Source organism: Pseudonocardia sp. (assembly GCF_050246655.1).
Taxonomy (GTDB): domain Bacteria; phylum Actinomycetota; class Actinomycetes; order Mycobacteriales; family Pseudonocardiaceae; genus Pseudonocardia.
The window spans coordinates 39,682-64,669 of sequence record NZ_JBFWVQ010000008.1; the positions used below are offsets into that span (position 1 = coordinate 39,682).

Sequence of the window (24,988 nt, forward strand, 5' to 3'; positions counted from 1 at the left end):
GGCGCGCACCTTGACCATTCGCTGGGTCAGCGCGGGATCCGGGCCAGCCGCTGCTGCTCGACCGCGGCGAAGTAGCGGTTCGCGCGCGGCGTGAAGGGCAGGACGATGCTCGCCACGAGCATGACGGCCTGCACCACCGTCGCCGCGACCGCCTCGATGCCGGCGGTCACCGCTACCACCAGACCGACCGTCCACAGCGCGCTCATCACCGTGATGACGATGCGGGCCCAGTTCCGGCCGCGGAAGGTGAGCAGGCCGAACACGAGGTACGGCACCCACGCCACCGAGATCACGACGGCGGCCCCCACGAACGCGGCGAGCACGTTGCCGACGGGGCCGATGTCGGTGGTCGACTCCTTGTCCAGCGCGACCGCCACGACGACCAGGCCCACCACCACGGCGGCCGCCTGCAGGAGCAGCGCGACGAGGAGCTCGGGCGGGGCGGGCCCCGTGGAGAGCGGCGGCCTCGACGGCACGGGTCCCGCCTGCACCCCCCGCGGCGGCGGCACCGACCCCGGCGGCGGGTAGCGGACGTGCGGCGGGCCGGGCGGCCCGCCCTGTGGCGAGACGCCCGGTGCGCCGCGCGAGGGCGCGGAGAGTGCACCCGACGACGAGACGCGCCGGCCGGGGGGCGGCGTGGGGAGCGCACGCGGCGCGCCGGGCGGTGGCGTGTGCAGGCGCAACGCGGCGCGGGCCGCGGCGACGAGCTCACCGGCCGTCGCGTAGCGGTGGGCCGGCTCCTTGGCCATCCCGCGGAGCACGACGGCGTCGAGCCCGGGCGGCAGGTCGGCCCGGACCGTCGACGGCCGTGGCGGCTCGACCGCGACGTGCGCGTGCAGCAGGGCCAAGGTCGAAAGCCCCGGGAACGGCGGGCGGCCGGTCAGCAGCTCGAAGAGCACGCAGGCCAGCGAGTAGACGTCGGCACGCCCGTCGATCGCCGTGCCGGCGAACCGCTCGGGCGCCATGTAGTCCAGGGTCCCGACCGTCGCACCCGCTGCGGTGAGCTGCGCGCTGCTCGACGACCCGGTCGCTGACCAGGCGATCCCGAAGTCGATGAGATAGGCGAACTCGTCCTCGTCGAGGCCCCGCACGATCACGTTCGACGGCTTGACGTCCCGATGGACCAGGCCGTCCGCGTGCGCTGCGTCGAGCGCCGAGGCGACCTGCCCGAGGATGCCGACGGCGCGGCGGGGCGACATCGGCCCGCCCCTCGCGACGACCGAGGCGAGGTCGGTGCCTTCCACCAGCCGCATGTCGATGTAGAGCTGGCCGTCGATCTCACCGAAGTCGTGGATCGGGATGATGTGCGGCTCGGACAGCTGCGCGGCGAGCGCCGACTCGCGGCGGAAGCGGGCCTGGAACTCGGGATCGTCCGCCCGCTCGACGGGCAGCCGCTTCAGCGCGACCGTGCGGTGGCGCACCGTGTCGTACGCGCGGTGCACCTCGCCCATGCCGCCGCGCCCCAGAAGCGCCTCGAGGCGGTACGGGCCGAACTGTTCCGCCACACGCACACCCCCCTCGACGGTGCGAGCCTCTCATCCGTCCGCCCCGGTCGGCGAACGAGGGGCGGGCGGGTGCGAGACTCGACCGAACGTCCACGGTAGGCGAACCAGCGGGGTCGCCGATGCCGATTTCGTCGGCCGTGGGGCGCCCGCGAGGAAGCATCGGGAGGAGTCGTTGCCGGCCACCGAACCGCGGCCGCCCGGTGGGGGGCCGTATTTCGTGCCCGGCTCGACGATCCTGTGGCGCTACCGGCACTCCGTCGCCCCGCTGCGGGTGGTGGAGGACGGGCCGCGGCAGCTGGTCGCCTGGCTGCCCGGCGGCACGCCGCTGTTGCGACCGGTGCTGCCGGACGGCCGTGAGGTGCGGTCGGTCGGGCCGCACGAGATGTTCCGCCACGGCCGGGCGCTGCGCCGCGACGTCTGGCACGGGTACGGCAGCCTGCGGATCGCACCCCGGGCCCGGCCGTGGTCGGTGTGGATCTTCCGTGACGACAGCCGCGACTACCTGCGCTGGTATGTGAACCTCGAAGCGCCGCAGCGGCGCGACGAGCGGGGTGTCGTCAGCGACGACCGCGTCGTCGACCTGGTGGTCGACCCGCAACGCCGCGTCGAGTGGAAGGACCTCGACGAGCTGGAGGGCGCCGTCGTGGCCGGCCGCTTCACCCGGGCCCAGGCCGACTCGTACGTCGCGGACGCGCACGACGCCCTGCGGGAGATCGAGGCGTGGACCGCGCCGTTCTGCGACGGCTGGGAGCGGTGGGACCCCGAGCCCGGGTGGCCGCTGCCGGAGCTGCCGGCGGATCTCGTCGCGGACTACTGACCGCCCGGTCCACGCCTGCTCCGCCGGGGCGGGATCGCCGGTCGCGGGCGGTCGGGAACGGGCTGGCGCGACGTGGATCCGGTCGCAAGGCGCTGCGGATCCGACCAGGATGATCAGTATGAAGGACTACAGGGCCGACACCTACGGCGAACGTATCGCTGACGTGTACGACCAGCGCCATCCCGAGGTCGGGGCGGGGCAGGTGGAGCTGTTGGCCGAGTTGGCCGGTGCCGGACCGGTGCTGGAGCTGGGGATCGGGACCGGTCGGCTGGCGTTGCCCCTGGCTGCTCGGGGGGTGCCGGTTCACGGCATCGACGCGTCCCCCGCGATGGTGGATCGCCTGCGGGTCAAGCCGGGTGGGGAGCAGGTTGCGGTGAGCATCGGCGATTTCACCGACTTCGACGTGGGTGAGCGGTTCTCGCTGGTGTTCGTGGTGCTCAACACCTTCTTCGCCCTGCCCAGTCAACACGCCCAGCTCAGCTGCTTCCGTGCTGTGGCCCGACACCTGGCACCCGGTGGACGGTTCCTGGTCGAGGCGTTCGTGCCCGATCCCAGCCGCTTCGGCCGGGGCCGGCAGGTGGTGAGCCTGCGCCATCTCGAGCTCGACGAGGCTGGTCTGGACTGCTCGATCCATGACCCGGTGGGCCAGCGGGTGACGACGCAACACGTGACGGTGGGGCCGAGTGGTATCACGTGCTATCCGGCCGAGTTGCGCTACGCCTGGCCTGCCGAGTTGGACCTGATGGCCGCCCTCGCCGGTCTCGAACCCGCTGCCCGATGGGGTGGCTGGGACCGCCAGACCTTCACCGCCGACTGCACGTCACACGTCTCGATATGGCAGGCCCCGACCATCGGCTGAGGTCGTCGACGGGGTCCGCCCACCACGACGAACGGCACACCCGTACCGGGTACGAGGGAACCCACTCGTCGCGCGTTGCGGGCGGCGGGGGGACACGGGGTCACCCGGTCGTACCCTGGCCCGCATGCCCTTCCCCACCCACCGGCCGCGGCGGCTGCGCACCACCCCCGCGCTGCGGCGGCTCGTCGCCGAGACCGACCTGCGCCCGCGCCACCTCGTGTTGCCGATGTTCGTCAAGGAGGGCGCGTCCGACCCGGTGCCGATCGCGTCGATGCCGGGGGTCGTGCAGCACACGCGGGACTCGCTGCGCAAGGCGGCGGTCGAGGCCGTCACGGCGGGCGTCGGAGGACTCATGCTCTTCGGCGTGCCCGCGCGGCGTGACGCGCGGGGGAGCGCGGGCACCGACCCGGACGGCGTGCTCAACGTGGCGCTGCGGGACGTGCGTGCTGAGATCGGCGACGACACCGTGGTCATGTCGGACTGCTGCCTCGACGAGTTCACCGATCACGGCCACTGCGGCGTGCTCGACGCGCAGGGCCGGGTGGACAACGACGCCACCCTGGCCGTCTACGCCGAGATGGCGGTGGCGCAGGTCGAGGCGGGCGCCCATCTGGTCGGGCCGAGCGGGATGATGGACGGCCAGGTCGGGGTGATCCGGGGGGCGCTGGACACCGCGGGCCACGCGGACGCGGGCATCCTCGCCTACACCGCGAAGTACGCGTCGGCGTTCTACGGGCCGTTCCGCGAGGCGGTGGAGTCGCAGCTGCGGGGCGACCGCAAGACCTACCAGCAGGACCCGTCCGGGATCCGGGAGTCGCTGCGCGAGCTGGCGCTCGACCTCGAGGAGGGCGCGGATCTCGTCATGGTCAAGCCGGCCATGGCCTACCTGGACGTCCTGCGCGCCGTCGCCGAGGCCTCGGACGTGCCCGTGGCGGCGTACCAGGTGTCGGGCGAGTACGCGATGATCGAGGCGGCCGCCGCGAACGGCTGGATCGACCGGGAGCGGATCGTCCTGGAGACGCTCACCGGGATCCGCAGGGCGGGTGCGGACGTCGTGCTGACGTACTGGGCGGCGGAGGTGGCGGCCCGCCTGGACTGACACCCTCTGGTCACGATCTCCCGCACGGCATGGACGCGCGGGTGTGCGCGGCCTTAGTTTGCCGCCCATGAGCTCCCCGTCCGACCCGCCCGGCCAACCGGGCTACGGCCAGCAGCCCGGCTACGGCCAGCAGCCGCCCGGATACGGCCAGCAGCCGCCCGGGTACGGGCCTCCCCCGGGCTACGGCCAGCAGCCGCCCGGGTACGGGCCCCCGCCGGGCTACGGCCAGCAGCCGCCCGGGTACGGGGCCCCGCCGGGTTACGGCCAGCAGGGCGGCCAGCCCGGATACGGCCAGCAGGGGTACGGCCAGCAGGGCGGCCAGCCCGGGTGGGGCCAGCAGCCGGGGCCCGGTGGGCCGCCGCACAAGCCCGGGGTCGACTTCTCCGTCGCCGGGGTCAAGGCCGCGTATGCGCAGGCCCGCCCGCCGAAGGAGGTCCACCAGGGCTTCCTCGCGTTCCTCGCCGCGATGGCGGTCGGCCTGCTCAGTTCGCTGGTCGGGATCGTCTACGCCTCGCTGATCGTGTCCGCGGTGGGCGGGTTCGGCGGGGTCGGCATCGGCGTGGGCCTCGTCGGGCTGCTGTTCTCGCTGGTGATCTACGCTCTGGTGGTGTTCGTGCTGATCCAGATGCGGGCCGGCCTGAAGTGGGCCCGGATCACGATCACGGTCCTGGGCGCCATCGCGCTGCTGTTCGGGGTGATCGGGATCCTCACGTCGCTGACCGGCTTCGGTCTCCTCGGCGGCTTCGACCTGTTCACGGTGATCTCGACGCTGCTCTCGATCGGCCAGGTCGCGCTGATCGCGGGTGGCATCTACCTGATCCACAGACCGAGCACCGCGGGCTACTTCCGCTGACACCCGGCGCGGTCCTACGGTGGCGCCGTGACCACCCCGGAGCACGGCCGACCGGACGATCGGACCGTCGTCGTCCCGACGGGATCGGTGCAGCCGCCGCCGTACGGGCAGCACCCGCCGACGGCGCAGTACCCCGCGCCTGCCCAGCCGTACAACCCGTACGGCAACGACTACCCGGACTACCCGGCCGTCGACCAGTACCCGGACGGCTACCCGCAACCGCAGGCGCGGCGCACCGGTGGGATGGTCGTCGCGCTGCTGCTGCACATCCTCGCGGCCCTGCCGTTCCTGGGCGGTGCCGTGCTGGTGGTGGTGGCGGGCGCGTCGATCCAGTCGATGGTGCCCGCCGAGCAGCTTGCCGATTTCCGGCAGCTCACCGGGGTGGACCCGTTCGCGCTGCTCTACGGGCTCGCGATCTTCGTCGGCGCGGTGGCGTTCGTGTTCGTGCTGCTGGCGTTCGTGACGTTCGCGGGCCGCAACTGGGCGCGCATCCTCGGCACGCTCATGACGGTGGTCTTCGTCCTGATCACCGGCTTCGCGGTGTTCGCAGGCCTGGCCGGCGGGGTGGCGGTGGACCCCTCGCTCACGGGCGGGGGGCAGCTGGTCGCCGGCCTCGCCGTCGTCGCGGCCCCGGCTCTCTTCGCGCTGATCGGCACGATCCTCGACTTCACCCCGGGCGCGAACCGGTTCTTCGCCGCCCGGCGCCGCTGACGTCTCGTCCGCCCGCGTCACCTGCCGGCGCCGCGCGGCTGTAAGACTGGAGGTCGTGCACACCTCGTCGGTCAGCGGGTCGGTCAGCGGCACGGCCACCTCGCGCGCGCTCTTCGACCGGGCCACCTCGGCCATCCCGGGCGGGGTCAACTCGCCCGTACGGGCCTTCACCGCGGTCGGCGGCACCCCCCGGTTCATGGCATCGGCACGGGGTCCCTGGTTGACGGACGCGGACGGCAACCGCTACGTCGATCTCGTCTGCTCGTGGGGGCCCATGATCCTCGGGCATGCCCATCCGGCCGTCGTCGAGGCGGTACGACGGGCGGCGGGCGGCGGGCTGTCGTTCGGCGCGCCCACCGAGGCCGAGATCGAGCTGGCCGAGGCGATCATCGCGCGGATGGCGCCCGTCGAGCGCGTGCGGCTGGTCAACTCCGGCACCGAGGCCACGATGAGCGCCATCCGGCTGGCCCGGGGCATCACGGGGCGGCGGGCCGTCGTCAAGTTCGCCGGGTGCTACCACGGGCACGTGGACGCGCTGCTCGCGCAGGCCGGCTCCGGCGTCGCGACGCTGGGGCTGCCCACCAGCCCGGGCGTCACCGGAGCGCAGGCCGCGGACACGATCGTCCTGCCCTACAACGACCTGGACGCCGTGCGTGCCGTCTTCGCCGAGCGCGGCGGCGAGATCGCGTGCGTGATCACCGAGGCGGCGGCGGGCAACATGGGCGCGGTCGCGCCGCGGCCCGGCTTCAACGCGGGCCTGCGCGAGGTGTGCGACGCCCACGGCGCCCTGCTCGTCATGGACGAGGTCATGACGGGTTTCCGCGTCTCACCCGCCGGCTGGTTCGGCCTGGACGGGGTGGCGGGCCACCTCTACACGTTCGGCAAGGTCATGTCCGGTGGGCTGCCCGCCGCGGCGTTCGGCGGACCGGCCGAGCTCATGGGCCACCTCGCCCCGGCCGGGCCCGTCTACCAGGCCGGGACGCTGTCGGGGAACCCCGTCGCCGTCGCCGCCGGGCTCGCCACGCTGCGCGCCGCCGACGACTCCGTCTACGCCACGCTGGACGCGAACGCCGCCCGGCTCGGCGGGATGCTCACCGACGCGCTCGCCGCCGCAGGCGTCCCGCACCGCGTCCAGTACGCGGGCAACCTGCTCTCGGTCTTCTTCTCCACGTCCGACGTGCAGGACTACGAGGGCGCCAAGGCCGCCGACACCTGGCGGTTCCCGGCGTTCTTCCACGCGCTGCTCGACCGCGGCGTGTACGCCCCGCCCAGCGCGTTCGAGGCGTGGTTCGTCTCCACCGCCCTGGACGACGAGGCATGGGCGACGATCGACGCGGCGCTGCCGGCCGCCGCGCGGGCGGCCGCGGAGGCGAGCGCGTGAGCACCCCCGCCGAACCGCTGCAGCCGGGGGAGGAGCTGGCGCCCGCCGAGGTCGCGAACGACCCCACCACCACCGCGCGGATCCCCGAGCCCGTCGCGCCGGGGGAGCGGCCCGCCGAGCGCGTCCGCACGGTGGTGCACGTGGTGCGCCACGGCGAGGTGCACAACCCCGCCGGGATCCTCTACGGCCGGCTGCCCGGCTTCGGCCTGTCCGCGAACGGCCGCCACCAGGCCGATCTCGTCGCGAAGGCGCTGGAGGAGGCGGACGTCGCCGCGCTCGTCGTCTCCCCGATGCAGCGTGCCCAGGAGACCGCCGCGCCCATCGCCGACTCCCACGGGCTGGAGATCATCACCGACGACGGCCTCATCGAGGCGTCGAACCTGTTCGAGGGTCTCGACGTCTCCATCGGGGACGGCGTCGTGCGCCGCCCCGAGCACTGGTGGAAGTTGCGCGACCCGTTCACCCCGTCATGGGGGGAGCCGTACCTGCAGATCGCGCACCGCATGCTGGGGGCCGTCCACCGCGCGCGCGAGCTCGCCGAAGGGCGCGAGGCGGTCTGCGTGTCCCACCAGCTGCCCATCTGGACGCTGCGACGCTTCCTCACCGGCAGGCGGCTCTGGCACGATCCGCGCCACCGCCAGTGCGCGCTCGCGTCGGTCACGTCCCTGGTGTTCGCCGACGCCGAGTTCGTCGGGTTGCGCTACAGCGAGCCGGCCGGTGAGAGCGACCCGACCCAGACCGGCGCATGAGGGCGCTCCTGCTCGTCCTGCTGCTGGCCCTCGCGGGGTGCTCGGCGAGCAAGGACGCCGTCGCGACCGGCGGGGACTTCCAGTTCGTCGCCCCCGGTGGGAAGACCGAGATCCTGTACGACCCGCCGTCGTCTCGCGGTGCCGTGACCGGGCTCACCGGGGAGAGCCTGCAGCGGCCCGGCCAGACCGTGGGGCTCGAGGACTACGCGGGCAAGGTCGTCGTGGTCAACATCTGGGGCACCTGGTGCGGGCCGTGCCGGGAGGAGATGCCGGACCTGCAGTTCGTCGCCGACCAGGCGGGCGGGGACGGGGGGGACGTCGTCGTGCTCGGCATCGACGTCCGCGACGCGGCCGACCCGGCCCGGGACTTCCTGCGCGACCAGGGCATCCGCTTCGACTCGATCTTCGACCCGGCCGGGCGGACGCTGCTCGCCCTGCGCGGCTATCCGCGCAACGTCGTGCCGTCGACGATCGTGCTCGACCGCGAGCACCGGGTGGCGGCGGTGTACCTGGCCCAGATCCGCGTGCCCCAGCTGCTCCCGCTCGTGCAACGGCTCGCCGCCGAACCCGCCGCGCCGTAGCCCGCGAGTTGCGCATCCCGCCGCCGCGAGTTCCGCATCCTGCACCGGCGAGTTCCGCATTCCGCGCCCGCGAGTTCCGCATCCTGCACCGGCGAGTTGCGCATTCCATCAGGCCGACATGCGCGTTCCCTCGGACGAGATCCGCGACATCCCCTGACGAGATCGGCAACTCGCGGTCTACAACCTGTAGAACCCGGTGCGGTGCCCCGTCGACCGCGCGCCTACCCTCGACGGTGATGGACTCGACGGCGCTGGCGGTCTCGGGCCCGCTGCTGGTGGCAGCGGTCGTCGCCGTGCTCGCCGGGGCGGTCAGCTTCGCCTCGCCGTGCGTCGTCCCGCTGGTTCCGGGCTACCTCGCCTACCTCGCCGGGCTCGTCGGCGCCGACGCGCCACCCGCGACGGTGACGCAGGCCGAGGCACCCCGGTCCGGCCGCTGGCGGGTGGCGGGCGCGGCGGGGCTGTTCGTCGCCGGGTTCACCGTCGTGTTCGGCGTGATCCTCGTCGGGGTCGTGTGGCTCTCGGACACACTCGTCCGCAACGAGCTCGCCCTCCAGCGCGCCGGCGGCGTCGTCATGATCGTGATGGGGCTGGCGTTCGTCGGGCTGCTGCCGGTCCTGCGCACCGAGCGGCGGGTCCACTGGGTGCCGCGCGCGGGCGTCTGGGGGGCGCCACTGCTCGGCGCGGTGTTCGGCCTGGGCTGGGTGCCGTGCATCGGGCCGACGCTCGCGGGCGTCGTCGCCGTCGCAGCCGGGACGGGCGGCGGGTCGCTGCGCGGCGTGGTCCTCACGCTGGCGTACTGCGCGGGGCTCGGGTTGCCGTTCGTGCTCATCGCGCTCGGCGCCTCGCGGGCCGTCCGGGCGTTGGGGTTCCTGCGCCGCCACACGCGCGCGATCCAGGTCACGGGCGGCGCGATGCTCGTCACCGTGGGAGTGCTCCTGGTGACGGGTGTGTGGGCGGCGCTGCTGGCCCAGCTGCAGGTCGCGATCTCCGGATTCGTCCCGGTGATCTAGGTGACGACCACTCCGACGCGGACGGATTCCGCAGCACAGCCTGATGAGATGCGCAACTCGCGGCTGCGGAATGCGCAACTCGCGGGGGTGCAGAACGTGTGGCGCGGCCTCACCAGCATGCGGACGGCGCTGGTGCTGCTGTTCCTCCTCGCCCTCGCGGCGCTGCCGGGGGCGCTCCTGCCCCAGCACTCCCTCAACGCGCAGCTCGTGCGGGACTACTACACCGACCATCCCCGCCTCGCACCGCTGCTCGACGGCCTCGGCTTCTTCGACGTCTTCGCGGCCCCGTGGTTCGCGGCCGTGTACCTGCTGCTGATGGTGTCGCTGGTGGGCTGCCTGCTGCCGCGTACTGCCGAACAGCTACGGGCGCTGCGCACCCCGCCCGTCGCGACGCCGCGCAACCTCGGGCGGCTGCCCCACCACGCCACCGCCACCCTGGATGCCCCATGCGAGGAGGTGGCGGGCCGCGTGCGGGGGCTGCTGCGTGGCTGGCGCGTCGCCGAGCGCGAGGACGGGCTCTCCGCCGAGCGCGGATCGCTGCGGGAGCTGGGCAACCTCGTGTTCCACATCAGCCTCGTCGGCCTGCTGGTGGCATTCGCCGTCGGGAAGCTGTTCGGGTACTCGGGCCAGGTGATCGTGCTCACCGGCCAGCAGTTCTGCAACACCGGCATCCTCGGCTACGACTCCTTCCGCGCGGGCCTGCGCGTGGACGGCACCGAGCTGGACCCGTTCTGCGTCCGCCTGGACCGCTTCGCCGCCGACTACCTGCCCACCGGCCAGGCCGACGCCTTCAAGGCCGATGTCGGCTACCAGACCGCCGAGGATCTCGCCGCGGGAGTGTCCACGTGGCGGCCCTACGCGCTGGAGGTCAACAGCCCGCTGCGGCTGGACGGCTCGCGGGTCTACCTGCTCGGCCACGGCTACGCACCCCGCTTCACTGTCACGTGGCCGGATGGACAGCAGCGCACCGGTGAGATCCAGTGGCGGCCGGTCGATCCCGTGACGCTGCTGTCGGAGGGCGCCACCAAGTTCACCCGCCCCGGCCTGGACGACGCCGAGCAGCGCCGGACGTCCCAGCTCGCGATCACGGGCCTGTTCGCGCCGACGAGCTCCGGCGGGAAGATCGTCACCAGCGTGTTCCCGGAGCTGCGCAACCCCGAGGTGGCGGTGGACGTCCTGCGCGGCGATCTCGGACTCGACGACGGCCGCGGCCAGTCGATCTTCACGGTGTCCGCCGAGCAGGTCGAGTCCGGCGCGCTGGCGCGGGTCGCGCGGGCCAACCTCACCCCGGGCCAGGAGGTCCGCCTCGACGACGGCACCACCGTCCGGTTCGACGGGGTACGCGAATGGGCGTCGCTGCAGGTCAGCCACGATCCGGGGCAGCTCGCGGTGCTCGTGTTCGCCGTCCTCGCGCTCGGCGGGCTGGCCGTGTCGCTGGCCGTGCGGCGGCGGCGGTTCTGGGTGCGGCTCACCCCGGCCGGGCCGCAGCGCACGGACGTCGAGCTGGGCGGGCTCGCGCGCACGGACCGGGCGGGGTACGGCGAGGAGTTCGAGCGGCTGGCCCGGGAGCTGCTCGGGAGCGGCGCCACGGTGCGGTACGAGCGGCACCCTCGTACGCACGAAGCGGACGAGGGTGCCTCTCGTACCGGAGAACCCGACGTCCAGGAGTCGCGATGACCGCCGACCCGACCCTCTCGCTCCTCAGCGACCGCCTCTTCATGGCCACGGTCGGCGTCTACGTGCTGGCGCTGATCTTCCACAGCGCGCAGTACGCGCTGGCGGCAGGCCGCCGCGTCCCGGTCCCGGCGGGCGCCCCCGGCGAGGCCCCCGCGCCCGTGCCGCAGGCGGCCCGGTTCGGGCGCATGGCCGTGGCCTTGGTGGTGCTCGGCGCGGTGCTGCACCTCGGGTCGCTGGCCGCCCGCGGGTACGCCACAGCACGCTGGCCGCTGGGCAACATGTACGAGTTCACCTCGGCGATCTGCCTCGCCGCCGTGGTCGCATGGCTCGTGATGCTGCGCCGTGCGGCACGCAGGCCGGCCGAGGACGCGGCCCGCTTGGTCGCGGCGGGGCCGTTCCTGCTGCTCCCCGTCGTCGTGCTGATGTTCCTGGCCGGCACCGTCCTCTACGCGCAGGCCGCGCCCGTGCAGCCTGCGCTGCAGTCGTACTGGCTCGTGGTACACGTGACGACGATCTGCCTGTCCTCGGGGATGCTGCTCGTCGCGGGCGTCGCGAGCCTGCTCTACCTCGTGCGGCGCACCGGCCGTGCCCCGTGGCTGCCGGCGGCGGACGTGCTGGACCGGCTCGCCTACCGCGTGACGATCGTCGCGTTCCCGGTCTACACCTTTGCCGTCATCGCGGGCGCGATCTGGGCTGAGGCCGCCTGGGGACGCTTCTGGGGGTGGGACCCGAAGGAGACGGTCGCCTTCGTCGCGTGGGTCGTCTACGCTGCCTACCTGCACGCACGCGCCACGGCGGGCTGGCGCACCGCCCCCGCCGCGTGGATCAACGTCGCCGGGTTCCTGGTCATCGCGTTCAACCTGTTCTTCATCAACATGGTCGTCGCCGGGTTGCACTCCTACGCAGGCATCTGACGACGCCGGGTGCCCGCTCGACCGCAGCAGGTGGCACGACTACCGTCGTCGGCGAGAGGAGTGCCGATGACGGAGCGAGGGGCCGGGGACTTCCCGGACGGGTCGGTGGGCCGGTACGTGCGGGAACGCTGGGGTGCGGCGCCGCGGGACCGGGTACCGGAGCGCGCGGACGAGCCCGCCCACGACACGTACGCCGACACGCTCGCCCGGACGGCGTCCTCGGAAGCACCCGAGGTCGAGACCGACGTCGAGCCGGGCTCCGAGCCCGCGGCGCCTCCTGCGCAGACCCCCGCGCCGTCGCCCGCCCCGGCGGCGGGCGAGCGGCCGTCCGACCCGATCGGCTCGCCCACCCCGGCGCCGGCGGACCAGCTGACCGACCCGATCGGCACTCCCACCGCCCCCGCGCCCGGCCCGCCCGCTGCGCCCGCCCCTGACCAGGCGGCTGCGCCCACGCCTGGTCCTGCTGCGCCCACGCCTGGTCCTGCTGCGCCCACGCCCGGTCCTGCTGCGTCCACGCCCGGTCCTGCCGCGCCCGCGCCCGGTCCTGCTGCGTCCACGCCCGGTCCTGCCGCGCCCGCCACCGGCCCGACCGCCGACGACGCGGCCGACGAGCCCACCGGGGAAGCCGCCGGCGCACCGGCCGCACCGTCCCCGAACACCGCCCGCCCACGGCCCGGCGACCGGCACCGCCCGGCCGATCACCACCCGACCCAGCACCACCCGACCGAACACCGCCGCGCTACGGACGACTGGCCCCGCTCCCGCAGGGTGACGCCCGGGACAGCGCGCCGCACCGGGCCCGAGCGGCCGGTCGGCAGACCCCGCGACGAGGACCGCAACCGTCGCACCGACGCCCGCGGCGTCAACGGCACGCCACGCGCCCGCGACGGTGGCCACGCCGAGCGTGCCGCGGCCAGGGAGATGTGGGACTTCGACAGGCCGGACATCAGGCCCGCCGCGCCGCGGCCGTCCGCGCCGCCGGCGCTGGACGTGCCGCCCGACCTGTCGACGGAACGGCTGCTGCGCCGCAGCAAGCGGGTGCCGCAGTCCGGATGGCGCTACTGGGTGTACCGGCTGTCCGGGCGCACGATCAACCCGGGGGAGAGCCCTGCCGAGCGCCGCCGTCGTGAGCTCACCGCGCGCGTCAACGCCCCGCTGCTGGGCTCCTACAAGATCGCGATGCTGAGCCTCAAGGGCGGCGTCGGCAAGACCACCATCACCGCCACCCTCGGGGCGACCTTCGCCTCGATGCGCGGCGACCGCGTCATCGCCGTGGATGCGAACCCGGACCGCGGCACGCTCAGCCAGAAGATCCCGCTGGAGACCAGCGCCACCGTGCGCCACCTGCTGCGCGACGCGCAGCGCGTGCGGCGCTACACCGACGTGCGCGCCTACACCTCGCAGGGCGCGTCGCGGCTGGAGGTGCTGGCCAGCGAGCAGGATCCCGCGGTCTCGGAGGCGTTCAGCGATGACGACTACCGCCGCACGATCACGCTGCTCGAGCACTTCTACAACATCGTGCTCACCGACTGCGGCACCGGCCTCATGCACTCCGCGATGTACGGGGTGCTCGGGATCGCCGACCAGTTGGTGATCGTCTCCTCCGGCTCGATCGACGGTGCCCGCAGCGCCTCGGCCACCATGGACTGGCTCGACGCGCACGGCCACGCCGATCTCGTGAGGAACGGGGTGGCCGTCATCAACTCGGTGCACCGCCGCCACGGGCCGGTGCACCTCGCACGGGTGGCGGAGCACTTCGGGGCACGCTGCCGCGCCGTGGTCCGGATTCCGTTCGATCCGCACCTGGAGGAGGGGGCGGAGGTGGACCTGGACCGGCTGGAGCCGGACACCCGTATCGCGCTGCTCGAACTCGCAGCAGCAGTGGCGGACGGGTTCGCCGGAAACCAGCCGAGCCGGAGCTGATCCCGCGGTTCAGGACGTGGGCGGCGGCTCCTCGCGACGCAGCTTCTCGTTGATCCGCCGCAGGAACTCGGGGTCGTCGTCAGGGCCGGATACGCGCGGGCGCGTGGTCCGGCGGGGCCCTTCGACAGGCGGCTGGCCGTCGGCGCGCACGGAGTTCATCGCCTTCCACAGCACCACCGCCACCACCACGGCGCCGATGAACGCGACGAGGAACAGCATGTGCATCACCTCCGAACGCGAGGTTACCCGCGCCGGGGCGAGGCAGTCGTTAAATCACTCGGCCCCCTCGTCCGGCGGCCGGTCGGCGGGGCCGGAGGGTCTGTCGGGCGGCCCAACAGGCGCCGCACGTCGGACTCGCGGTAGCGGCGATGACCACCCGGCGTGCGCAGCGCGCCGATCCGCCCGGAGGTCGCCCAGCGCGCCACCGTCCGCGGATCGACGCCGAACAACGCGGCCACCTCGCCGGGGGTGAGCAGGCGGTCGCCGGGTGCGGTCACGGTCCCATCGTGCCAGCGGCGGCCGCGGTCCGCAGTGACTCGCCGTAGGGTTGGGACCATGCCAGCGCCTCCGCCAGCGCCGCCTTCCCCACCGCCGCTCGCGCGGACGATCACGCTCTACACGCTGGCCCGGATCGCGCTCGTCGTGGCCGCCGCCGCGGTCCTGGTCCTCGTCGGGGTACCGCTCCTCATCGCGGTGCTGGTGGCGCTCATCGTGGCACTGCCGCTGTCCATGGTGCTGTTCCGCGGGTTGCGGGCGCAGCTGGACTCCGCGCTCGCCGCGCGGACCGAGCAGCGGGCGCAGTTGCGCGCCCGGCTGCGGGGGGACGAGCCGGACCCCGACACCGGGCCGGACGGCTCGGGATCAGCCGGCGAGGGCGAGCCCGACGCCCGTCGCGGCTGACCAGGTGAGCAGCACCACGCCCGTCGCCGCCAGCACGGGGATGAGCTCGCGCCCCGCCGCCCCGCCCAGCACCCGGCGCACCGGGCCGACCGCCAGTGGTGCCGCGAGCAGCCCGAGGAGCAGCGGCCAACCGAGGAAGCCCGCCGTGACCGCCGACACCGCCAGGGGGCCGAGCACGAGCGCCACGTACAGCACCCGGGTACGGGCGTCACCGAGCGCCACGGCGAGGGTGTGCTTGCCCGCGAGGGCGTCGGTGGGGATGTCGCGCAGGTTGTTCGCGACGAGGACGGCGCTGGTCAGCCCCCCGACCGCCACCGAGACGACCACCGCCGACCACGTGACCAGCCCGGCCTGCGTCAGCATCGTGCCCAGCACCGCGACCGGTCCGAAGAACACGAACACAGCCACCTCGCCGAGCCCCGCGTACCCGTACGGCCGCCGTCCGCCGGTGTAGAACCACGCGCCCGCGATGCACGCCGCCCCGGCCGCGGCGAGCCACCACAGCCCGGACAGCGCCAGCAGTATCAGCCCCGCGAGCGCCGCCACCCCGAAGCAGGCGAAGGCGGCGGTGCGGACCGCCTCCGGCCGCGCGAGCCGTGATCCGACCAGCCGCACCGGGCCGACGCGGACGTCGTCGGTGCCGCGGATGCCGTCGGAGTAGTCGTTGGCGAAGTTCACCCCGACGACCAGCGCGATCGAGACGATCAGCGCCAGTAGCGCGCGACCCGGGGCGACGGCCCCGGCCCCGACGGCGGCGCCGGTGCCCGCGAGGACGGGCGCGACGGCGGTCGGCAGCGTGCGGGGGCGGGCGCCCTGGACCCATTCGGCGAGCGTGGCCACAATGCCGACGCTATCCCGGGCCGGGCGTCAGCCGCCGCCGTCCTCCCCTGGGGGTGCGCCCGCCTGCACCTCGGTCCCGGCGCGGACCTCCGCGGCGGACCCGGGTGCTCCGACAGCGGCCTGCACCGTGACCGGGGCGGGCGCCTGTGGGGCGCAGGCGTCCGGCTGCCGCGCCCAGCTGACGGCCCCCGCCGGGACGTACTGCCCGTCGTCGATCCGCAGCCACGGACCGTCCGGCCCCTCGACGAGGCACCGCGCCGGGATCCGCGCGCTGCGCCCGGCGAAGCCGACCTCGGCCGCGTCCGGGTCCGCGGCGGCCCGCACCGTCACGGGCTCCTGGCCGACGGTGCCGAGGGGCCCGGACCCCGTCCACAGGTAGTCCACCCGGACCCACGCGTTGTCGTCGAGGCCGAGGTCGTAGAAGAAGGCGTCGGACAGGTCGATGCCGGCCGGGTTGAGCACCTCGCGGCCGAACTGGTCGAGCCCGCCGTTGAACCCGTCGAGGTGGGCCAGCTGCGCCTGCGGCATGCCCTGCGGCAGCTCGGCCCACTCCTGGCGGACGTCGGCGGGGTTCCAGTAGTCGTCGCGGGTGTTCCACGGGCCGACGTCCCAGACCGGCGCGTAGCCGCAGCGACGGGCGGTGCAGACGCGCACGGTGTAGTCGCCGGTGTCCTTCGGGGCGAGGGCGCGCCGGGACGGGAGGGCGACGAAGTGGTCGGTCTCGGTGATCACGTGGCCGTTGGCGGTCGTGCCGCCGACGAGCCCCTCCCGGGTCGCGAAGACGCGGTAGCGCAGCACCTGCGGCGCCGACATCGCGATCCGCGGGCGGGCCGCGGGCCGGGCCTGCAGGTCGACGGCGCGCACCACCGGTGCCGCCGCCGGGCCGCCGGTGAGCACGATGCGGCCCTGGACCTGCGACGACGGTTCGGGCAGCGCGATCTCCCCGTCCGGGTCTGCTGGCACCCACTCGCCCCACTCGCCGCCGGCCTCCCGGCCCCGGACGTCGACGGTGGCGGTGGCGCCCGCGGGGACGTCGGCGCGCAGTGCCGTGCGGATGCGGTCGGTGGGGATGGTGAGCTCGTGAGGGGCGAGGGTCAGCAGGCCGAGCTGCTCCGTGCCGCGGCCGGGGCGCGCGTCGAGGCGCACGCCGCCGGGCCCCGTGACGACGGCGCTGCCCTGCCCGGCGCCCAGGTCGGGCGACCAGCGGTCGGCGTCCGCCGCGTGCGACGAGCCGGCGAGGCCGGTCGCGAGGCCCGCCGTCAGCGCGAGGACGGCCGAGGTCCGCAGCAAGGTCGTGAGCACGGCGGCGAGGAGATCGGACCGGTTCGTAGCGGTCAATCAACGCTCGGTCACCAAGCCGATCGAGCGACGCCGGTATTCACTCGTCAGGGGGACCCTGATCGAACATCTGCGTAATCACCGCCCGGTCGGGTTTCCCGATGCCGCGCAGCGGCAGGTCCGGCAGGTCGAGCAGCCGCCGCGGGACCGCGGCCCGCCCGAGGGACTCCCGGACCGCGTCACGCAACCGCCGGTCGTCCGCGGCGGGCACGTCGCGCACCACCGCGGCGACGACGACCTGACCCCACTCGACATCCGGCACCCCGACCACGCACGCCGCCCGCACCCCGGGCTGCGCCGCGAGGATCCGCTCGACGGCCGCGGGCGCCACGTTCTCCCCGCCCGTGACGATCACGTCGTCCGCCCGACCGAGCACCTCCAGGCGCCCGTCGGACCCCCAGCGGCCGAGATCGCCGGTGCGGAAGCGGCCGTCCGCGAAGGCGGCGGCGGTCGCCGCCGGGTCGCCGAGATAGCCCGAGGCGAGGGTCGCGCCGGCGACGGTGATCCGGCCGGTGGGGCCCTGTGCGTCGTCCGGTGAGCCGCGCTCGTCGACCAGCCCGATCCGCACGCCGTCCAGCGGCACGCCGTCGTACACGCAGCCGCCGCTGGTCTCCGTCATGCCGTAGGTCGCGACGAGCGGGACCCCCGCGGCCTCGGCCCGGGCCCGCAGCGGGGGATCCAGCGCAGCCCCGCCGACGAGCACCGCCGAGAAGCCGCGCAGCGCGGTCAGGGCGGGCCCGCCGTCGTCGAGCAGCCGGAGCAGCTGCGTCGGGACGAGGCTCGTGCACCGCGGGCCCGGGCCGAGACGGGCCGCCGCGGCGGCGAACCCGTCCGGGCGGAAGCCGCCGCGCAGGTCCTGCACCACCGGTGCCGCCCCGGCGAGCAGCGCGCGGACGATCACCTGCAGCCCCGCCACGTGCTCGGCGGGCAGCGCCAGCAGCCAGCGCGCGGGCCCGCCCAGGCGCGCCCGGGTCGCGAGTGCCGACGCCCGCAGCGCCGCAGCGGGCAGGGCGACGAGCTTCGGCTCACCGGTGGAGCCGGACGTGGCGAGGACGGCGGCCGTCCCGGGCGCCGGGTCGGGCAGCGGTGCCGCGTGTCCGGCCGACCCGGCGAGCGCCAGTACCGGTGGGCCGCCGTCGAGCGCCTCGTCGAGCACCGCGACGAGCTCCGCGATCCGGTCCGGCGAACCGTCGCACCGGATCGTCCGCACCGGACCAGCCTGCCATGCGGCCGTACCGGCCGGGCCGGCACGTCGAGCGGGGGTTGGCCCCCGTCGATGCGGGGGCCGCCACCCTGCCGCGGGGTGCCGCGGGCGCGCCATCCTCGTGATGGGCCCGCCGACCGGCCGGGCCGGACCGGGGGACCACCATGATCGAGACGGGCCCGTGGGTCGCCGGACACCGGGGGCCGTCGCTCGCGGGGCGACTGGCGGCGGTGGTCGTCGTCTGGGCCGCGGGCGCGGCCGTGGTGCTCGGGACGGCTGCGTTCACGCGGATCGGCCCGGTCGTCTACGTGATCGACTCGCGGCACGGCGTCCACGCCTTCGACGCCCTCGTCGCGGTGGCGGTGGTCGTCGTCGCGGTGCCGTCGACGGTGGCGTTCCTGTGGCGTTCGCGGTACGAACCTGCGCAGGACGCATCGTTCGCCGGTTCAGGCGTGCCGCACGGGTGGGCCGTGGGCGACCCGGGTCGTCCCGTGCCGGGCGGGTGGTACGGACCCGACCGCCACCGCCCCCGGTCGCCCGGGCTCGACGCCCCGACCGTGGCGTTCGCCCCGGCGATCCGGCGCCCGCGGCCCTCATGGCCGGCCGCCCCGACCGTGGCGTTCGCCCCGGCGATCCGGCGCCCGCGGCCGTCCGGACCGGCCGCCCCGACCGTGGCGTTCGCCCCGATCGGCCTCGCTGGGTGACCGCGCGGCCGGCACGTGGCGGCGACGACCCCGCTGCCGACCCTCCGTCCGGTGATCGGGCCGGCGACGCTCGGTGACCGGCTCGGTAGACTGTCCCGGTGCTTCAGGTCGAGCCGGATGCGCCGCATCCGCGTCCCGTGGGCTGGCCCAGCCTCGGCAAGCTGGTGCTGGTCGCGCTCGTCTGGGGCGGCGCGGCGTTCGTCGTGCTCGGCAACGCGGCCACCACCCGGATCGGCCCCGTGCTCTACAGCGTCAGCGACGGCCACGGCGTGCACGCGGGCGACATCGTCGTCGGCACCGTCGTGTTCTGCCTCGCCCTGCTGGCGACGGCAGTGATCGTCTGGCCGCGCCACCGTCGCTGAGGCGTGGGCCGCGATCGGTCGCGCACACTCCAGGCGGTGCCGGTTGTTCGTGTCCGTGTGCGGCGCTTGCGCCCAACGCGGTGGCCGCCTGTCGCAGCGGCCGGATCTGGTCGACTCGGCGTCGCCTCGAAAGATCAGCTTGCGGCGGCAACCGGACCAGCGGGCGACCGCCCACCACAGTGGGCGGGCCGCTGACCGGCAGTCCCCCGCCCCGGCCGCCCGCCTCCCTCGCAGGGACCGGGCACGCCTCGCACTGGCCGCAGCCCCTGCGAAGCATGCGGAAAGCCTGCGAAGCTGCCCGCCGCGGTCGGTTGCGGCCCGGTTCGGTGGTCGGTGCCGGCGACGCGCGTGGGCGCGGACCGCCCGGCTTCGGGCCTCGTCGCGGACCGCCCGGCTGCGGGCACGGGCCGCCCGGATCGGGCCGCCGTGTCGCCGGGGAGCCCTCGCACGACGCGCCGCCTCGGACGGGCCGCCGAGCTCAGAAACTGTTCCGGCTGGGCAGCCCGACCAAGTGAACGTCGGCCGTCAGTAGTGCCACGGGTAGGGCGAGAAGTCCGGCTCCCGCTTCTGCAGGAACGCGTCGCGCCCCTCGACCGCCTCGTCGGTCATGTACGCCATGCGCGTGGCCTCGCCCGCGAAGAGCTGCTGCCCGACCAGCCCGTCGTCGAGCAGGTTGAACGCGTACTTGAGCATGCGCTGCGCCTGGGGCGACTTGCCGTTGATCTCCCGCGCCCACTGCAGCGCGGTAGCCTCCAGCACCGCGTGCGGGACGACGGCGTTGACCGCGCCCATGTGGTGCATCTCCTCGGCGGTGTAGGCGCGGCCGAGGAAGAAGATCTCCCGGGCGAACTTCTGCCCGACCTGGCGGGCGAGGTAGGCCGAGCCGTACCCGCCGTCGAAGGAGCCGACGTCGGCGTCGGTCTGCTTGAACCGGGCGTGTTCGGCGCTGGCCAGCGTCAGGTCGGCGACGACGTGCAGCGAGTGCCCACCGCCCGCCGCCCACCCGTTGACGACCGCGATGACGACCTTGGGCATGAACCGGATGAGCCGCTGGCACTCCAGGATGTGCAGCCGCCCCGCCCGGCCCCTGTCGACCGTCTCGGCGGTGTCACCCGAGGCGTACTGGTAGCCGGTGCGTCCGCGGATGCGCTGGTCGCCGCCCGAGCAGAACGCCCAGCCACCGTCGCGGGGGGACGGACCGTTGCCGGTGAGGAGCACGCAGCCGACGTCCGGGGTCTTCCGGGCGTGGTCGAGGGCGGTGTACAGCTCGTCGACGGTGCCGGGGCGGAAGGCGTTGCGGACCTCCGGCCGGTCGAAGGCGATGCGTACCGCGCCGGTGTCGACGGCGCGGTGGTAGGTGATGTCGGCGAAGTCGAGGCCCTCGACGGCGCGCCAGGCGGTGGGGTCGAACAGCGCGGACGGGCTCGTGGACGGCTCGGACGTGCTCATGCGGTGGACCCTAGAGGTGCCTCCCGCAGCAGGATTTGCCACTCCGACCTGCTGGGTACCGTAAGCGTGACACCCATTCGGGGGGCATCATGGCGAACCAGTCAGGCGGCGGTGTCTCCACGGTGCTCCTGCTCGGCCTCGCCGGGCTGATCGTGTTGGGGTTGATCGGCTGCAGCAACACCGCGACAACGGCGCCCCCTTCGGGCCAGACGCTCACCGCGATCCCCGACGACGTGCAGATCCAGAACGTCGCGCAGATGACGCAGATGGCGGGCGAGGAGGTGGCGGCCCAGGGCGTGCGGGTCGACCACGTGGCCGCGGACGAGGGGTTCTGGCTGGATCTGGTCGGCGGCCGCGTCTGGGTCACGCTCGTCGGTTCGGGTGAGTCGCCGTACACGGTGCGTGACGGGGACGTGGTGAGCTTCCAGGGCCGGATCGTGCCGCACGGCCCGACGTACCCGGCGCCGCTGGGGATGTGCTCGCAGGCCGACTACGACGCGCTGTCCGCGCAGCCGTCGCACATCGAGGTGCCGTACGACGCGCTCGCGTTCGGGGTCGGATGACCGGGACGGTCCTCGCGGGTTGACCACGGCGGGGCGCGGTGCCACGGTCCGCTGTCGTGAGACCGGTCCGGCAGTCCGAGACGGTCAACGCGCAGGTCTTCGACGCGTTGCGCACGGCGGTGATCACCGGGGAGCTCCAGCCCGGCACGCTGCACTCGGTGCAGACGCTCGCCACCCAACTCGGCGTCTCGCGCACTCCCGTGCGCGAGGCGTTGATCAAGATGGCGCAGCACGGGATGGTGCGGTTCGAGCGCAACCGGGGCGTGCGGGTGCTGCAGACGTCGTTGCACGACCTCGAGGAGGTCTTCGCGCTGCGCCTGCTGCTGGAGCCGCCGGCGACGCGCCGGGCGTGCACGCTCCTCGACGCCGCGGGCCGGCGCGAGCTGCGCCGGGTGCACCAGGCGATGGAGCGGGCAGCGCGCGCCGAGGACGAGTTCCGGATGTGGGAGCACGACCGGCGCTTCCACGCGGTGCTGCTGGAGGCGTCGGGGAACACCCGGCTGGCCGGGGTCGTGGACGGGCTGCGCGACATGGTGCTGCGCCGCGGCGTGTCGACGGCCGGGTCGTCGCGCGGTCTCGCCGACATCGTCGCGGAGCACACGGCGGTGCTGGAGCGGGTGGAGGCGGGCGACGCGGACGGGGCGGCCACGGCGATGCGCGCGCACGTGCTGCACACCGCGGAGCTCCTGATCGCGCAGGAGGCGGGTGCGGCGGTGGACGTCGATCTCGGCTGGACGGCTCCCTGACGGACTCGGATCGCCAGATCCCGGCGAGAGTGGCATGCTACATGTCACTCCTCGGGCTGCCCCCTCCAACGACGAAGGGACCACGATGGCGACTGCGAACAAGGTGACCGTCATTCCCTGCGGGGCGATGACCGCCGATCTGACCTGGCTGCTTCTCAAGCCGGGCCGCTCGATCATGGACCGCTCGAACAAGCAGGCCACGACCCCGTGGGTGGACGTGCCCACGCACTGCGTGCTGGTCGAGACCGACGAGGGAAAGGTCCTCTGGGACACGAGCTGTCCGCGGGACTGGGAGGAGCGCTGGGGGCCGACGGGCCTGCAGGAGTTCTTCCCGTACGACAAGGTCGGCGAGGACGAGTACCTCGACTCGCGGCTCAACCAGCTGGGCGTCGGGCTCGACGAGATCGACTACGTGATCCTGTCGCACCTGCACTTCGACCATGCCGGCAACGCCCAGATGTTCAAGAACACGAACGCCAAGCTCGTCTGCCACCAGCGGGAGAAGGACTTCGCGACCGGATTCGAGGGGTTGTTCAACGGCGCGCACCTGAAGACCGACTACGAGGGCCTGGAGCTGCAGACGGTCTCCGGGGACACCGAGTTCCTCCCCGGCATCACGCTGATCGAGACCCCGGGGCACACGGTCGGCACGATGTCGATGCAGGTCGATCTGCCCGACAGCGGAACGATGATCTTCACCAGTGACGCCGTGTACATGGGGGAGAGCTTCGGCCCGCCCGCGACGCCCGCGGCGATCGTGAACAACCTCGAGGACTTCTACCGCTCCGTGGAGAAGCTGCGCGGCATCCAGGAGCGCACCAACGCCGCGATGGTGTTCGGCCACGACGCCGAGCAGATCCACAAGCTGCGCGTCGCTCCGGGGGGCTCCTACACATGACCTACCCGTCCGACGTGCAGCTCACCGAGGAGACGATCTTCACCTGGGGGGCGCCGCCGCTGAAGTTCGGTGCGGGTGCGCTCGACGAGGTCGGTTTCGAGCTGAGCCAGTTCGGCGTGCGCCGCGTCCTGATCGTCACCGACTCGGGGATCAACGCCCTGGGTGCGCCCCAGCGCCTCGCGGACAACCTGCGCCGCTACGACATCGAGTCGGAGATCTTCGACGGCGTCCACGTCGAGCCCACCGACGACTCGATGAACAAGGCCGTCGAGTACGCCCGCGTGCAGGGGGAGTGGGACGGGTTCGTCGCGATCGGCGGCGGGTCCGCGATCGACACGGCGAAGGCGATCAACCTGCTCACCAGCCATCCCGGCGAGCTGATGGACTACATCAACAAGCCCATCGGCGCCGCGAAGGCGCCGCCGGGAGCGCTCAAACCGCTGGTCGCGGTCCCCACGACGGCGGGGACGGGCTCGGAGTCGACGGCGATGTGCGTGCTGGACATCCTGTCGATGAAGGTCAAGACCGGGATCAGCCACTGGCGGCTGCGCCCGACGCTCGCCGTCATCGACCCGCTGCTGACGCTCTCGCTGCCGCCGGAGGTCACGGCGGCGTCGGGGATGGACATCGCCTGCCACGCGCTGGAGTCCTACACCGCGCGGTGGTACACGACGTTCGACCGCAAGCCCGCCGAGCAGCGGGTCACGTACTGCGGCTCGAACCCGGTGTCGGACCTGTGGTGCGAGAAGGCGATGGCGCTGCTCGCGCAGTCCTTCCGCGATGCCGTGCACCGCGGTACCGACGCTGACGAGGGGGCCCTCACGGCGCGGGCGAACATGATGATGGCCGCGACGTTCGCGGGCATGGGGTTCGGCAACTCCGGCGTGCACATCCCGCACGCCAACGCCTACCCGATCGCGGGGATGGTCAAGGACTACCGGCCGGCGGGCTACCCGCAGGACGAGCCGATGGTCCCGCACGGACAGTCGGTGTCGCTCACCGCGCCGGAGGCGTTCCGGTTCTCGTTCGAGAGCGCCCCGGAGCGTCATCTCAAGGCGGCGTCGCTGATGGCTCCGGATGCGGAGAAGACCAACGACCCGCGTGAGCAGCTGCCGTCCGTCCTGGTGCGGCTCATGCAGGACATCGGCATCCCGAACGGCATCGGGGGCGTGGGCTACTCCGAGTCGGACGTCCCCGACCTCGTCCCGGGCACGATGAAGCAGCAGCGGCTGCTCGCCACGTGCCCGAAGACGCCGTCCGAGGACGACATCGCCGACATCCTCACCAAGTCCGTCGAGAACTGGTGACGTGCCCGTCGAGAACGACGTTGTGCTGATCAACAAGGCCGTCCGGCCTGCACAACGTCGTTCTCGACGGGGGACCCCGGGAGTTGCGATGCCGATCTACGTCTACAAGTGCGGGTGCGGGACGCGTGTCGAGCGGTTGATGCCGCTCGACGCGCCCGCCCCGGGCTGCCCCGCCTGTGGCGGGGAGACCCGCAAGATCCCCGCGGGGTTCAGCCTCGGCGGGCAGGCGGACGCGGGGCTGTCGAAGGAGCGGATGCCGCAGACGTGGCGCGGCACCTACCACGGCGACCGCGAGTACCTCACCGGGCTGCAGCGGCAGTGGGAGAAGCGGCAGCGGTTGGAGGCACACCACCCCGAGATCGCGGGCGACCAGCGGCCGATCATCGCCCACGAAGGGCGCTACCACGACGCGCCGCTGCGGGCGGGCGACCCGATCCTCGGCGGCGGCGCAGGCTCGGGGCACGGCCACGGCCATGGCCACGGGGGCCACGGCGGTGCTGCGGACGGCGGCGGGGCTGGCCCCGCACCGGCGTCACCGACATCACCGACGCCGACCCCGCCCGCGTCGCCTCCGAAGCCGGCGTCCGCCGGAGAATGA

General features: G+C 73.9%; 26 protein-coding genes and 1 pseudogene. 20 read left to right on the forward strand and 7 right to left on the reverse strand.

The genetic code is table 11. The features are described from left to right. Nucleotides 1-26: 26 nt before the first annotated feature. Complete coding sequence (locus tag AB7J25_RS04755; protein WP_428505409.1) at nucleotides 27-1,505, reverse strand: serine/threonine-protein kinase; 1,479 nt, start codon at nucleotides 1,503-1,505, stop codon at nucleotides 27-29. Nucleotides 1,506-1,677: 172 nt separating this feature from the next. Between AB7J25_RS04755 and AB7J25_RS04760 the strand changes: the two genes are divergently transcribed. The 12 genes and pseudogenes from AB7J25_RS04760 to AB7J25_RS04815 all read left to right on the forward strand — a co-directional run. Next, on the forward strand, nucleotides 1,678-2,322 hold the full coding sequence (locus tag AB7J25_RS04760) for a DUF402 domain-containing protein (protein WP_428505411.1): 645 nt from the start codon (nucleotides 1,678-1,680) through the stop codon (nucleotides 2,320-2,322). A gap of 163 nt (nucleotides 2,323-2,485) precedes the next feature. Continuing rightward, on the forward strand, nucleotides 2,486-3,181 hold the full coding sequence (locus tag AB7J25_RS04765) for a class I SAM-dependent DNA methyltransferase (RefSeq protein ID WP_428505413.1): 696 nt from the start codon (nucleotides 2,486-2,488) through the stop codon (nucleotides 3,179-3,181). Nucleotides 3,182-3,305: 124 nt separating this feature from the next. Next, on the forward strand, nucleotides 3,306-4,280 hold the full coding sequence (gene hemB, locus AB7J25_RS04770; RefSeq protein ID WP_428505415.1) for a porphobilinogen synthase: 975 nt from the start codon (nucleotides 3,306-3,308) through the stop codon (nucleotides 4,278-4,280). Between the two features lie 67 nt (nucleotides 4,281-4,347). After that, nucleotides 4,348-5,133 carry a hypothetical protein gene (locus tag AB7J25_RS04775; RefSeq protein WP_428505417.1) on the forward strand — a complete coding sequence of 262 codons (786 nt, stop codon included), beginning with the start codon at nucleotides 4,348-4,350 and terminating at the stop codon, nucleotides 5,131-5,133. A gap of 27 nt (nucleotides 5,134-5,160) precedes the next feature. Continuing rightward, on the forward strand, nucleotides 5,161-5,844 hold the full coding sequence (locus AB7J25_RS04780) for a hypothetical protein (RefSeq protein ID WP_428505418.1): 684 nt from the start codon (nucleotides 5,161-5,163) through the stop codon (nucleotides 5,842-5,844). Nucleotides 5,845-5,899: 55 nt separating this feature from the next. Further along, nucleotides 5,900-7,225: a glutamate-1-semialdehyde 2,1-aminomutase gene (gene hemL, locus AB7J25_RS04785; RefSeq protein ID WP_428505420.1), complete on the forward strand. Its 1,326-nt coding sequence runs from the start codon at nucleotides 5,900-5,902 to the stop codon at nucleotides 7,223-7,225. A gap of 80 nt (nucleotides 7,226-7,305) precedes the next feature. Next, entirely contained in the window at nucleotides 7,306-7,974 is a 669-nt protein-coding gene (locus AB7J25_RS04790; RefSeq protein ID WP_428505537.1) for a histidine phosphatase family protein, read from the forward strand. Next, a complete protein-coding gene (locus tag AB7J25_RS04795; protein WP_428505422.1) occupies nucleotides 7,971-8,555 on the forward strand; it encodes a TlpA family protein disulfide reductase in 585 nt (194 codons plus the stop codon). The genes AB7J25_RS04790 and AB7J25_RS04795 overlap by 4 nt, the downstream gene beginning before the upstream one ends. Nucleotides 8,556-8,791: 236 nt before the next feature. Beyond that, nucleotides 8,792-9,565, forward strand: a complete 774-nt coding sequence (locus tag AB7J25_RS04800) for a cytochrome c biogenesis CcdA family protein (protein ID WP_428505424.1) — start codon at nucleotides 8,792-8,794, stop codon at nucleotides 9,563-9,565. Between the two features lie 48 nt (nucleotides 9,566-9,613). Beyond that, nucleotides 9,614-11,242, forward strand: a complete 1,629-nt coding sequence (gene resB / locus AB7J25_RS04805; protein ID WP_428505426.1) for a cytochrome c biogenesis protein ResB — start codon at nucleotides 9,614-9,616, stop codon at nucleotides 11,240-11,242. Further along, nucleotides 11,239-12,156 carry a c-type cytochrome biogenesis protein CcsB gene (ccsB, locus tag AB7J25_RS04810; protein WP_428505428.1) on the forward strand — a complete coding sequence of 306 codons (918 nt, stop codon included), beginning with the start codon at nucleotides 11,239-11,241 and terminating at the stop codon, nucleotides 12,154-12,156. Before resB ends, ccsB begins: the two co-directional genes overlap by 4 nt. A gap of 999 nt (nucleotides 12,157-13,155) precedes the next feature. Continuing rightward, a pseudogene (locus AB7J25_RS04815) lies at nucleotides 13,156-14,079 on the forward strand (MinD/ParA family ATP-binding protein); the annotation flags it as partial. Nucleotides 14,080-14,088: 9 nt separating this feature from the next. Here the strand turns inward: AB7J25_RS04815 and AB7J25_RS04820 are convergent. Both AB7J25_RS04820 and AB7J25_RS04825 read right to left on the reverse strand, forming a co-directional pair. Beyond that, entirely contained in the window at nucleotides 14,089-14,298 is a 210-nt protein-coding gene (locus AB7J25_RS04820) for a hypothetical protein (protein WP_428505430.1), read from the reverse strand. Between the two features lie 23 nt (nucleotides 14,299-14,321). After that, complete coding sequence (locus tag AB7J25_RS04825; RefSeq protein WP_428505432.1) at nucleotides 14,322-14,576, reverse strand: BldC family transcriptional regulator; 255 nt, start codon at nucleotides 14,574-14,576, stop codon at nucleotides 14,322-14,324. A 58-nt stretch (nucleotides 14,577-14,634) separates the two neighbouring features. Between AB7J25_RS04825 and AB7J25_RS04830 the strand changes: the two genes are divergently transcribed. Further along, complete coding sequence (locus AB7J25_RS04830) at nucleotides 14,635-14,979, forward strand: DUF4229 domain-containing protein (RefSeq protein ID WP_428505434.1); 345 nt, start codon at nucleotides 14,635-14,637, stop codon at nucleotides 14,977-14,979. On the opposite strand, the gene AB7J25_RS04835 is transcribed toward AB7J25_RS04830, so the two are convergent. From AB7J25_RS04835 to AB7J25_RS04845, 3 genes are read right to left on the reverse strand one after another with little or no spacing between them, the layout of a single operon-like run. Continuing rightward, the gene (locus AB7J25_RS04835; protein ID WP_428505436.1) at nucleotides 14,941-15,819 is read right to left on the reverse strand and encodes a 1,4-dihydroxy-2-naphthoate polyprenyltransferase; all 879 of its coding nucleotides are present in this window, start codon (nucleotides 15,817-15,819) and stop codon (nucleotides 14,941-14,943) included. The genes AB7J25_RS04830 and AB7J25_RS04835 overlap by 39 nt on opposite strands. A 27-nt stretch (nucleotides 15,820-15,846) precedes the next feature. After that, nucleotides 15,847-17,157 (reverse strand): hypothetical protein, encoded by a 1,311-nt coding sequence (locus tag AB7J25_RS04840; protein ID WP_428505438.1) that lies wholly within the window; start codon nucleotides 17,155-17,157, stop codon nucleotides 15,847-15,849. Nucleotides 17,158-17,197: 40 nt separating this feature from the next. Beyond that, nucleotides 17,198-18,367 carry an AMP-binding protein gene (locus tag AB7J25_RS04845; protein ID WP_428505440.1) on the reverse strand — a complete coding sequence of 390 codons (1,170 nt, stop codon included), beginning with the start codon at nucleotides 18,365-18,367 and terminating at the stop codon, nucleotides 17,198-17,200. A 158-nt stretch (nucleotides 18,368-18,525) separates the two neighbouring features. On the opposite strand from AB7J25_RS04845, the gene AB7J25_RS04850 reads away from it, so the two are divergent. Together AB7J25_RS04850 and AB7J25_RS04855 are read left to right on the forward strand one after the other, a co-directional pair. Next, a complete protein-coding gene (locus tag AB7J25_RS04850) occupies nucleotides 18,526-19,065 on the forward strand; it encodes a hypothetical protein (RefSeq protein WP_428505442.1) in 540 nt (179 codons plus the stop codon). Between the two features lie 98 nt (nucleotides 19,066-19,163). Next, nucleotides 19,164-19,427, forward strand: a complete 264-nt coding sequence (locus AB7J25_RS04855; RefSeq protein ID WP_428505444.1) for a hypothetical protein — start codon at nucleotides 19,164-19,166, stop codon at nucleotides 19,425-19,427. A 525-nt stretch (nucleotides 19,428-19,952) separates the two neighbouring features. Here the strand turns inward: AB7J25_RS04855 and AB7J25_RS04860 are convergent. Then, nucleotides 19,953-20,876, reverse strand: coding sequence for a 1,4-dihydroxy-2-naphthoyl-CoA synthase (locus AB7J25_RS04860; RefSeq protein WP_428505446.1), 924 nt, complete (start codon nucleotides 20,874-20,876; stop codon nucleotides 19,953-19,955). A gap of 89 nt (nucleotides 20,877-20,965) precedes the next feature. On the opposite strand from AB7J25_RS04860, the gene AB7J25_RS04865 reads away from it, so the two are divergent. From AB7J25_RS04865 to AB7J25_RS04885, 5 genes are all read left to right on the forward strand, one after another. Then, nucleotides 20,966-21,439 (forward strand): hypothetical protein, encoded by a 474-nt coding sequence (locus AB7J25_RS04865; RefSeq protein ID WP_428505448.1) that lies wholly within the window; start codon nucleotides 20,966-20,968, stop codon nucleotides 21,437-21,439. A 56-nt stretch (nucleotides 21,440-21,495) separates the two neighbouring features. Further along, complete coding sequence (locus tag AB7J25_RS04870; protein WP_428505450.1) at nucleotides 21,496-22,185, forward strand: GntR family transcriptional regulator; 690 nt, start codon at nucleotides 21,496-21,498, stop codon at nucleotides 22,183-22,185. Nucleotides 22,186-22,312: 127 nt separating this feature from the next. Next, the gene (locus AB7J25_RS04875) at nucleotides 22,313-23,083 is read left to right on the forward strand and encodes an N-acyl homoserine lactonase family protein (RefSeq protein WP_428505452.1); all 771 of its coding nucleotides are present in this window, start codon (nucleotides 22,313-22,315) and stop codon (nucleotides 23,081-23,083) included. Further along, nucleotides 23,080-24,390, forward strand: coding sequence for a hydroxyacid-oxoacid transhydrogenase (locus tag AB7J25_RS04880; RefSeq protein ID WP_428505454.1), 1,311 nt, complete (start codon nucleotides 23,080-23,082; stop codon nucleotides 24,388-24,390). The genes AB7J25_RS04875 and AB7J25_RS04880 overlap by 4 nt, the downstream gene beginning before the upstream one ends. 88 nt (nucleotides 24,391-24,478) lie before the next feature. Next, nucleotides 24,479-24,988: an FmdB family zinc ribbon protein gene (locus AB7J25_RS04885; protein WP_428505456.1), complete on the forward strand. Its 510-nt coding sequence runs from the start codon at nucleotides 24,479-24,481 to the stop codon at nucleotides 24,986-24,988.

What these genes read in the sequence shown, in the direction of transcription:
- hemB (WP_428505415.1), top strand. Translation starts at nt 3,306, where the DNA reads ATGCCCTTCCCCACCCACCGGCCGCGGCGGCTGCGCACCACCCCCGCG.
- AB7J25_RS04775 (WP_428505417.1), top strand. Translation starts at nt 4,348, where the DNA reads ATGAGCTCCCCGTCCGACCCGCCCGGCCAACCGGGCTACGGCCAGCAG.
- AB7J25_RS04795 (WP_428505422.1), top strand. Translation starts at nt 7,971, where the DNA reads ATGAGGGCGCTCCTGCTCGTCCTGCTGCTGGCCCTCGCGGGGTGCTCG.
- AB7J25_RS04800 (WP_428505424.1), top strand. Translation starts at nt 8,792, where the DNA reads ATGGACTCGACGGCGCTGGCGGTCTCGGGCCCGCTGCTGGTGGCAGCG.
- resB (WP_428505426.1), top strand. Translation starts at nt 9,614, where the DNA reads ATGCGCAACTCGCGGCTGCGGAATGCGCAACTCGCGGGGGTGCAGAAC.
- ccsB (WP_428505428.1), top strand. Translation starts at nt 11,239, where the DNA reads ATGACCGCCGACCCGACCCTCTCGCTCCTCAGCGACCGCCTCTTCATG.
- AB7J25_RS04820 (WP_428505430.1), bottom strand. Translation starts at nt 14,298, where the DNA reads ATGCTGTTCCTCGTCGCGTTCATCGGCGCCGTGGTGGTGGCGGTGGTG.
- AB7J25_RS04830 (WP_428505434.1), top strand. Translation starts at nt 14,635, where the DNA reads ATGCCAGCGCCTCCGCCAGCGCCGCCTTCCCCACCGCCGCTCGCGCGG.
- AB7J25_RS04850 (WP_428505442.1), top strand. Translation starts at nt 18,526, where the DNA reads ATGATCGAGACGGGCCCGTGGGTCGCCGGACACCGGGGGCCGTCGCTC.
- AB7J25_RS04860 (WP_428505446.1), bottom strand. Translation starts at nt 20,876, where the DNA reads ATGAGCACGTCCGAGCCGTCCACGAGCCCGTCCGCGCTGTTCGACCCC.
- AB7J25_RS04865 (WP_428505448.1), top strand. Translation starts at nt 20,966, where the DNA reads ATGGCGAACCAGTCAGGCGGCGGTGTCTCCACGGTGCTCCTGCTCGGC.
- AB7J25_RS04875 (WP_428505452.1), top strand. Translation starts at nt 22,313, where the DNA reads ATGACCGCCGATCTGACCTGGCTGCTTCTCAAGCCGGGCCGCTCGATC.
- AB7J25_RS04880 (WP_428505454.1), top strand. Translation starts at nt 23,080, where the DNA reads ATGACCTACCCGTCCGACGTGCAGCTCACCGAGGAGACGATCTTCACC.
- AB7J25_RS04885 (WP_428505456.1), top strand. Translation starts at nt 24,479, where the DNA reads ATGCCGATCTACGTCTACAAGTGCGGGTGCGGGACGCGTGTCGAGCGG.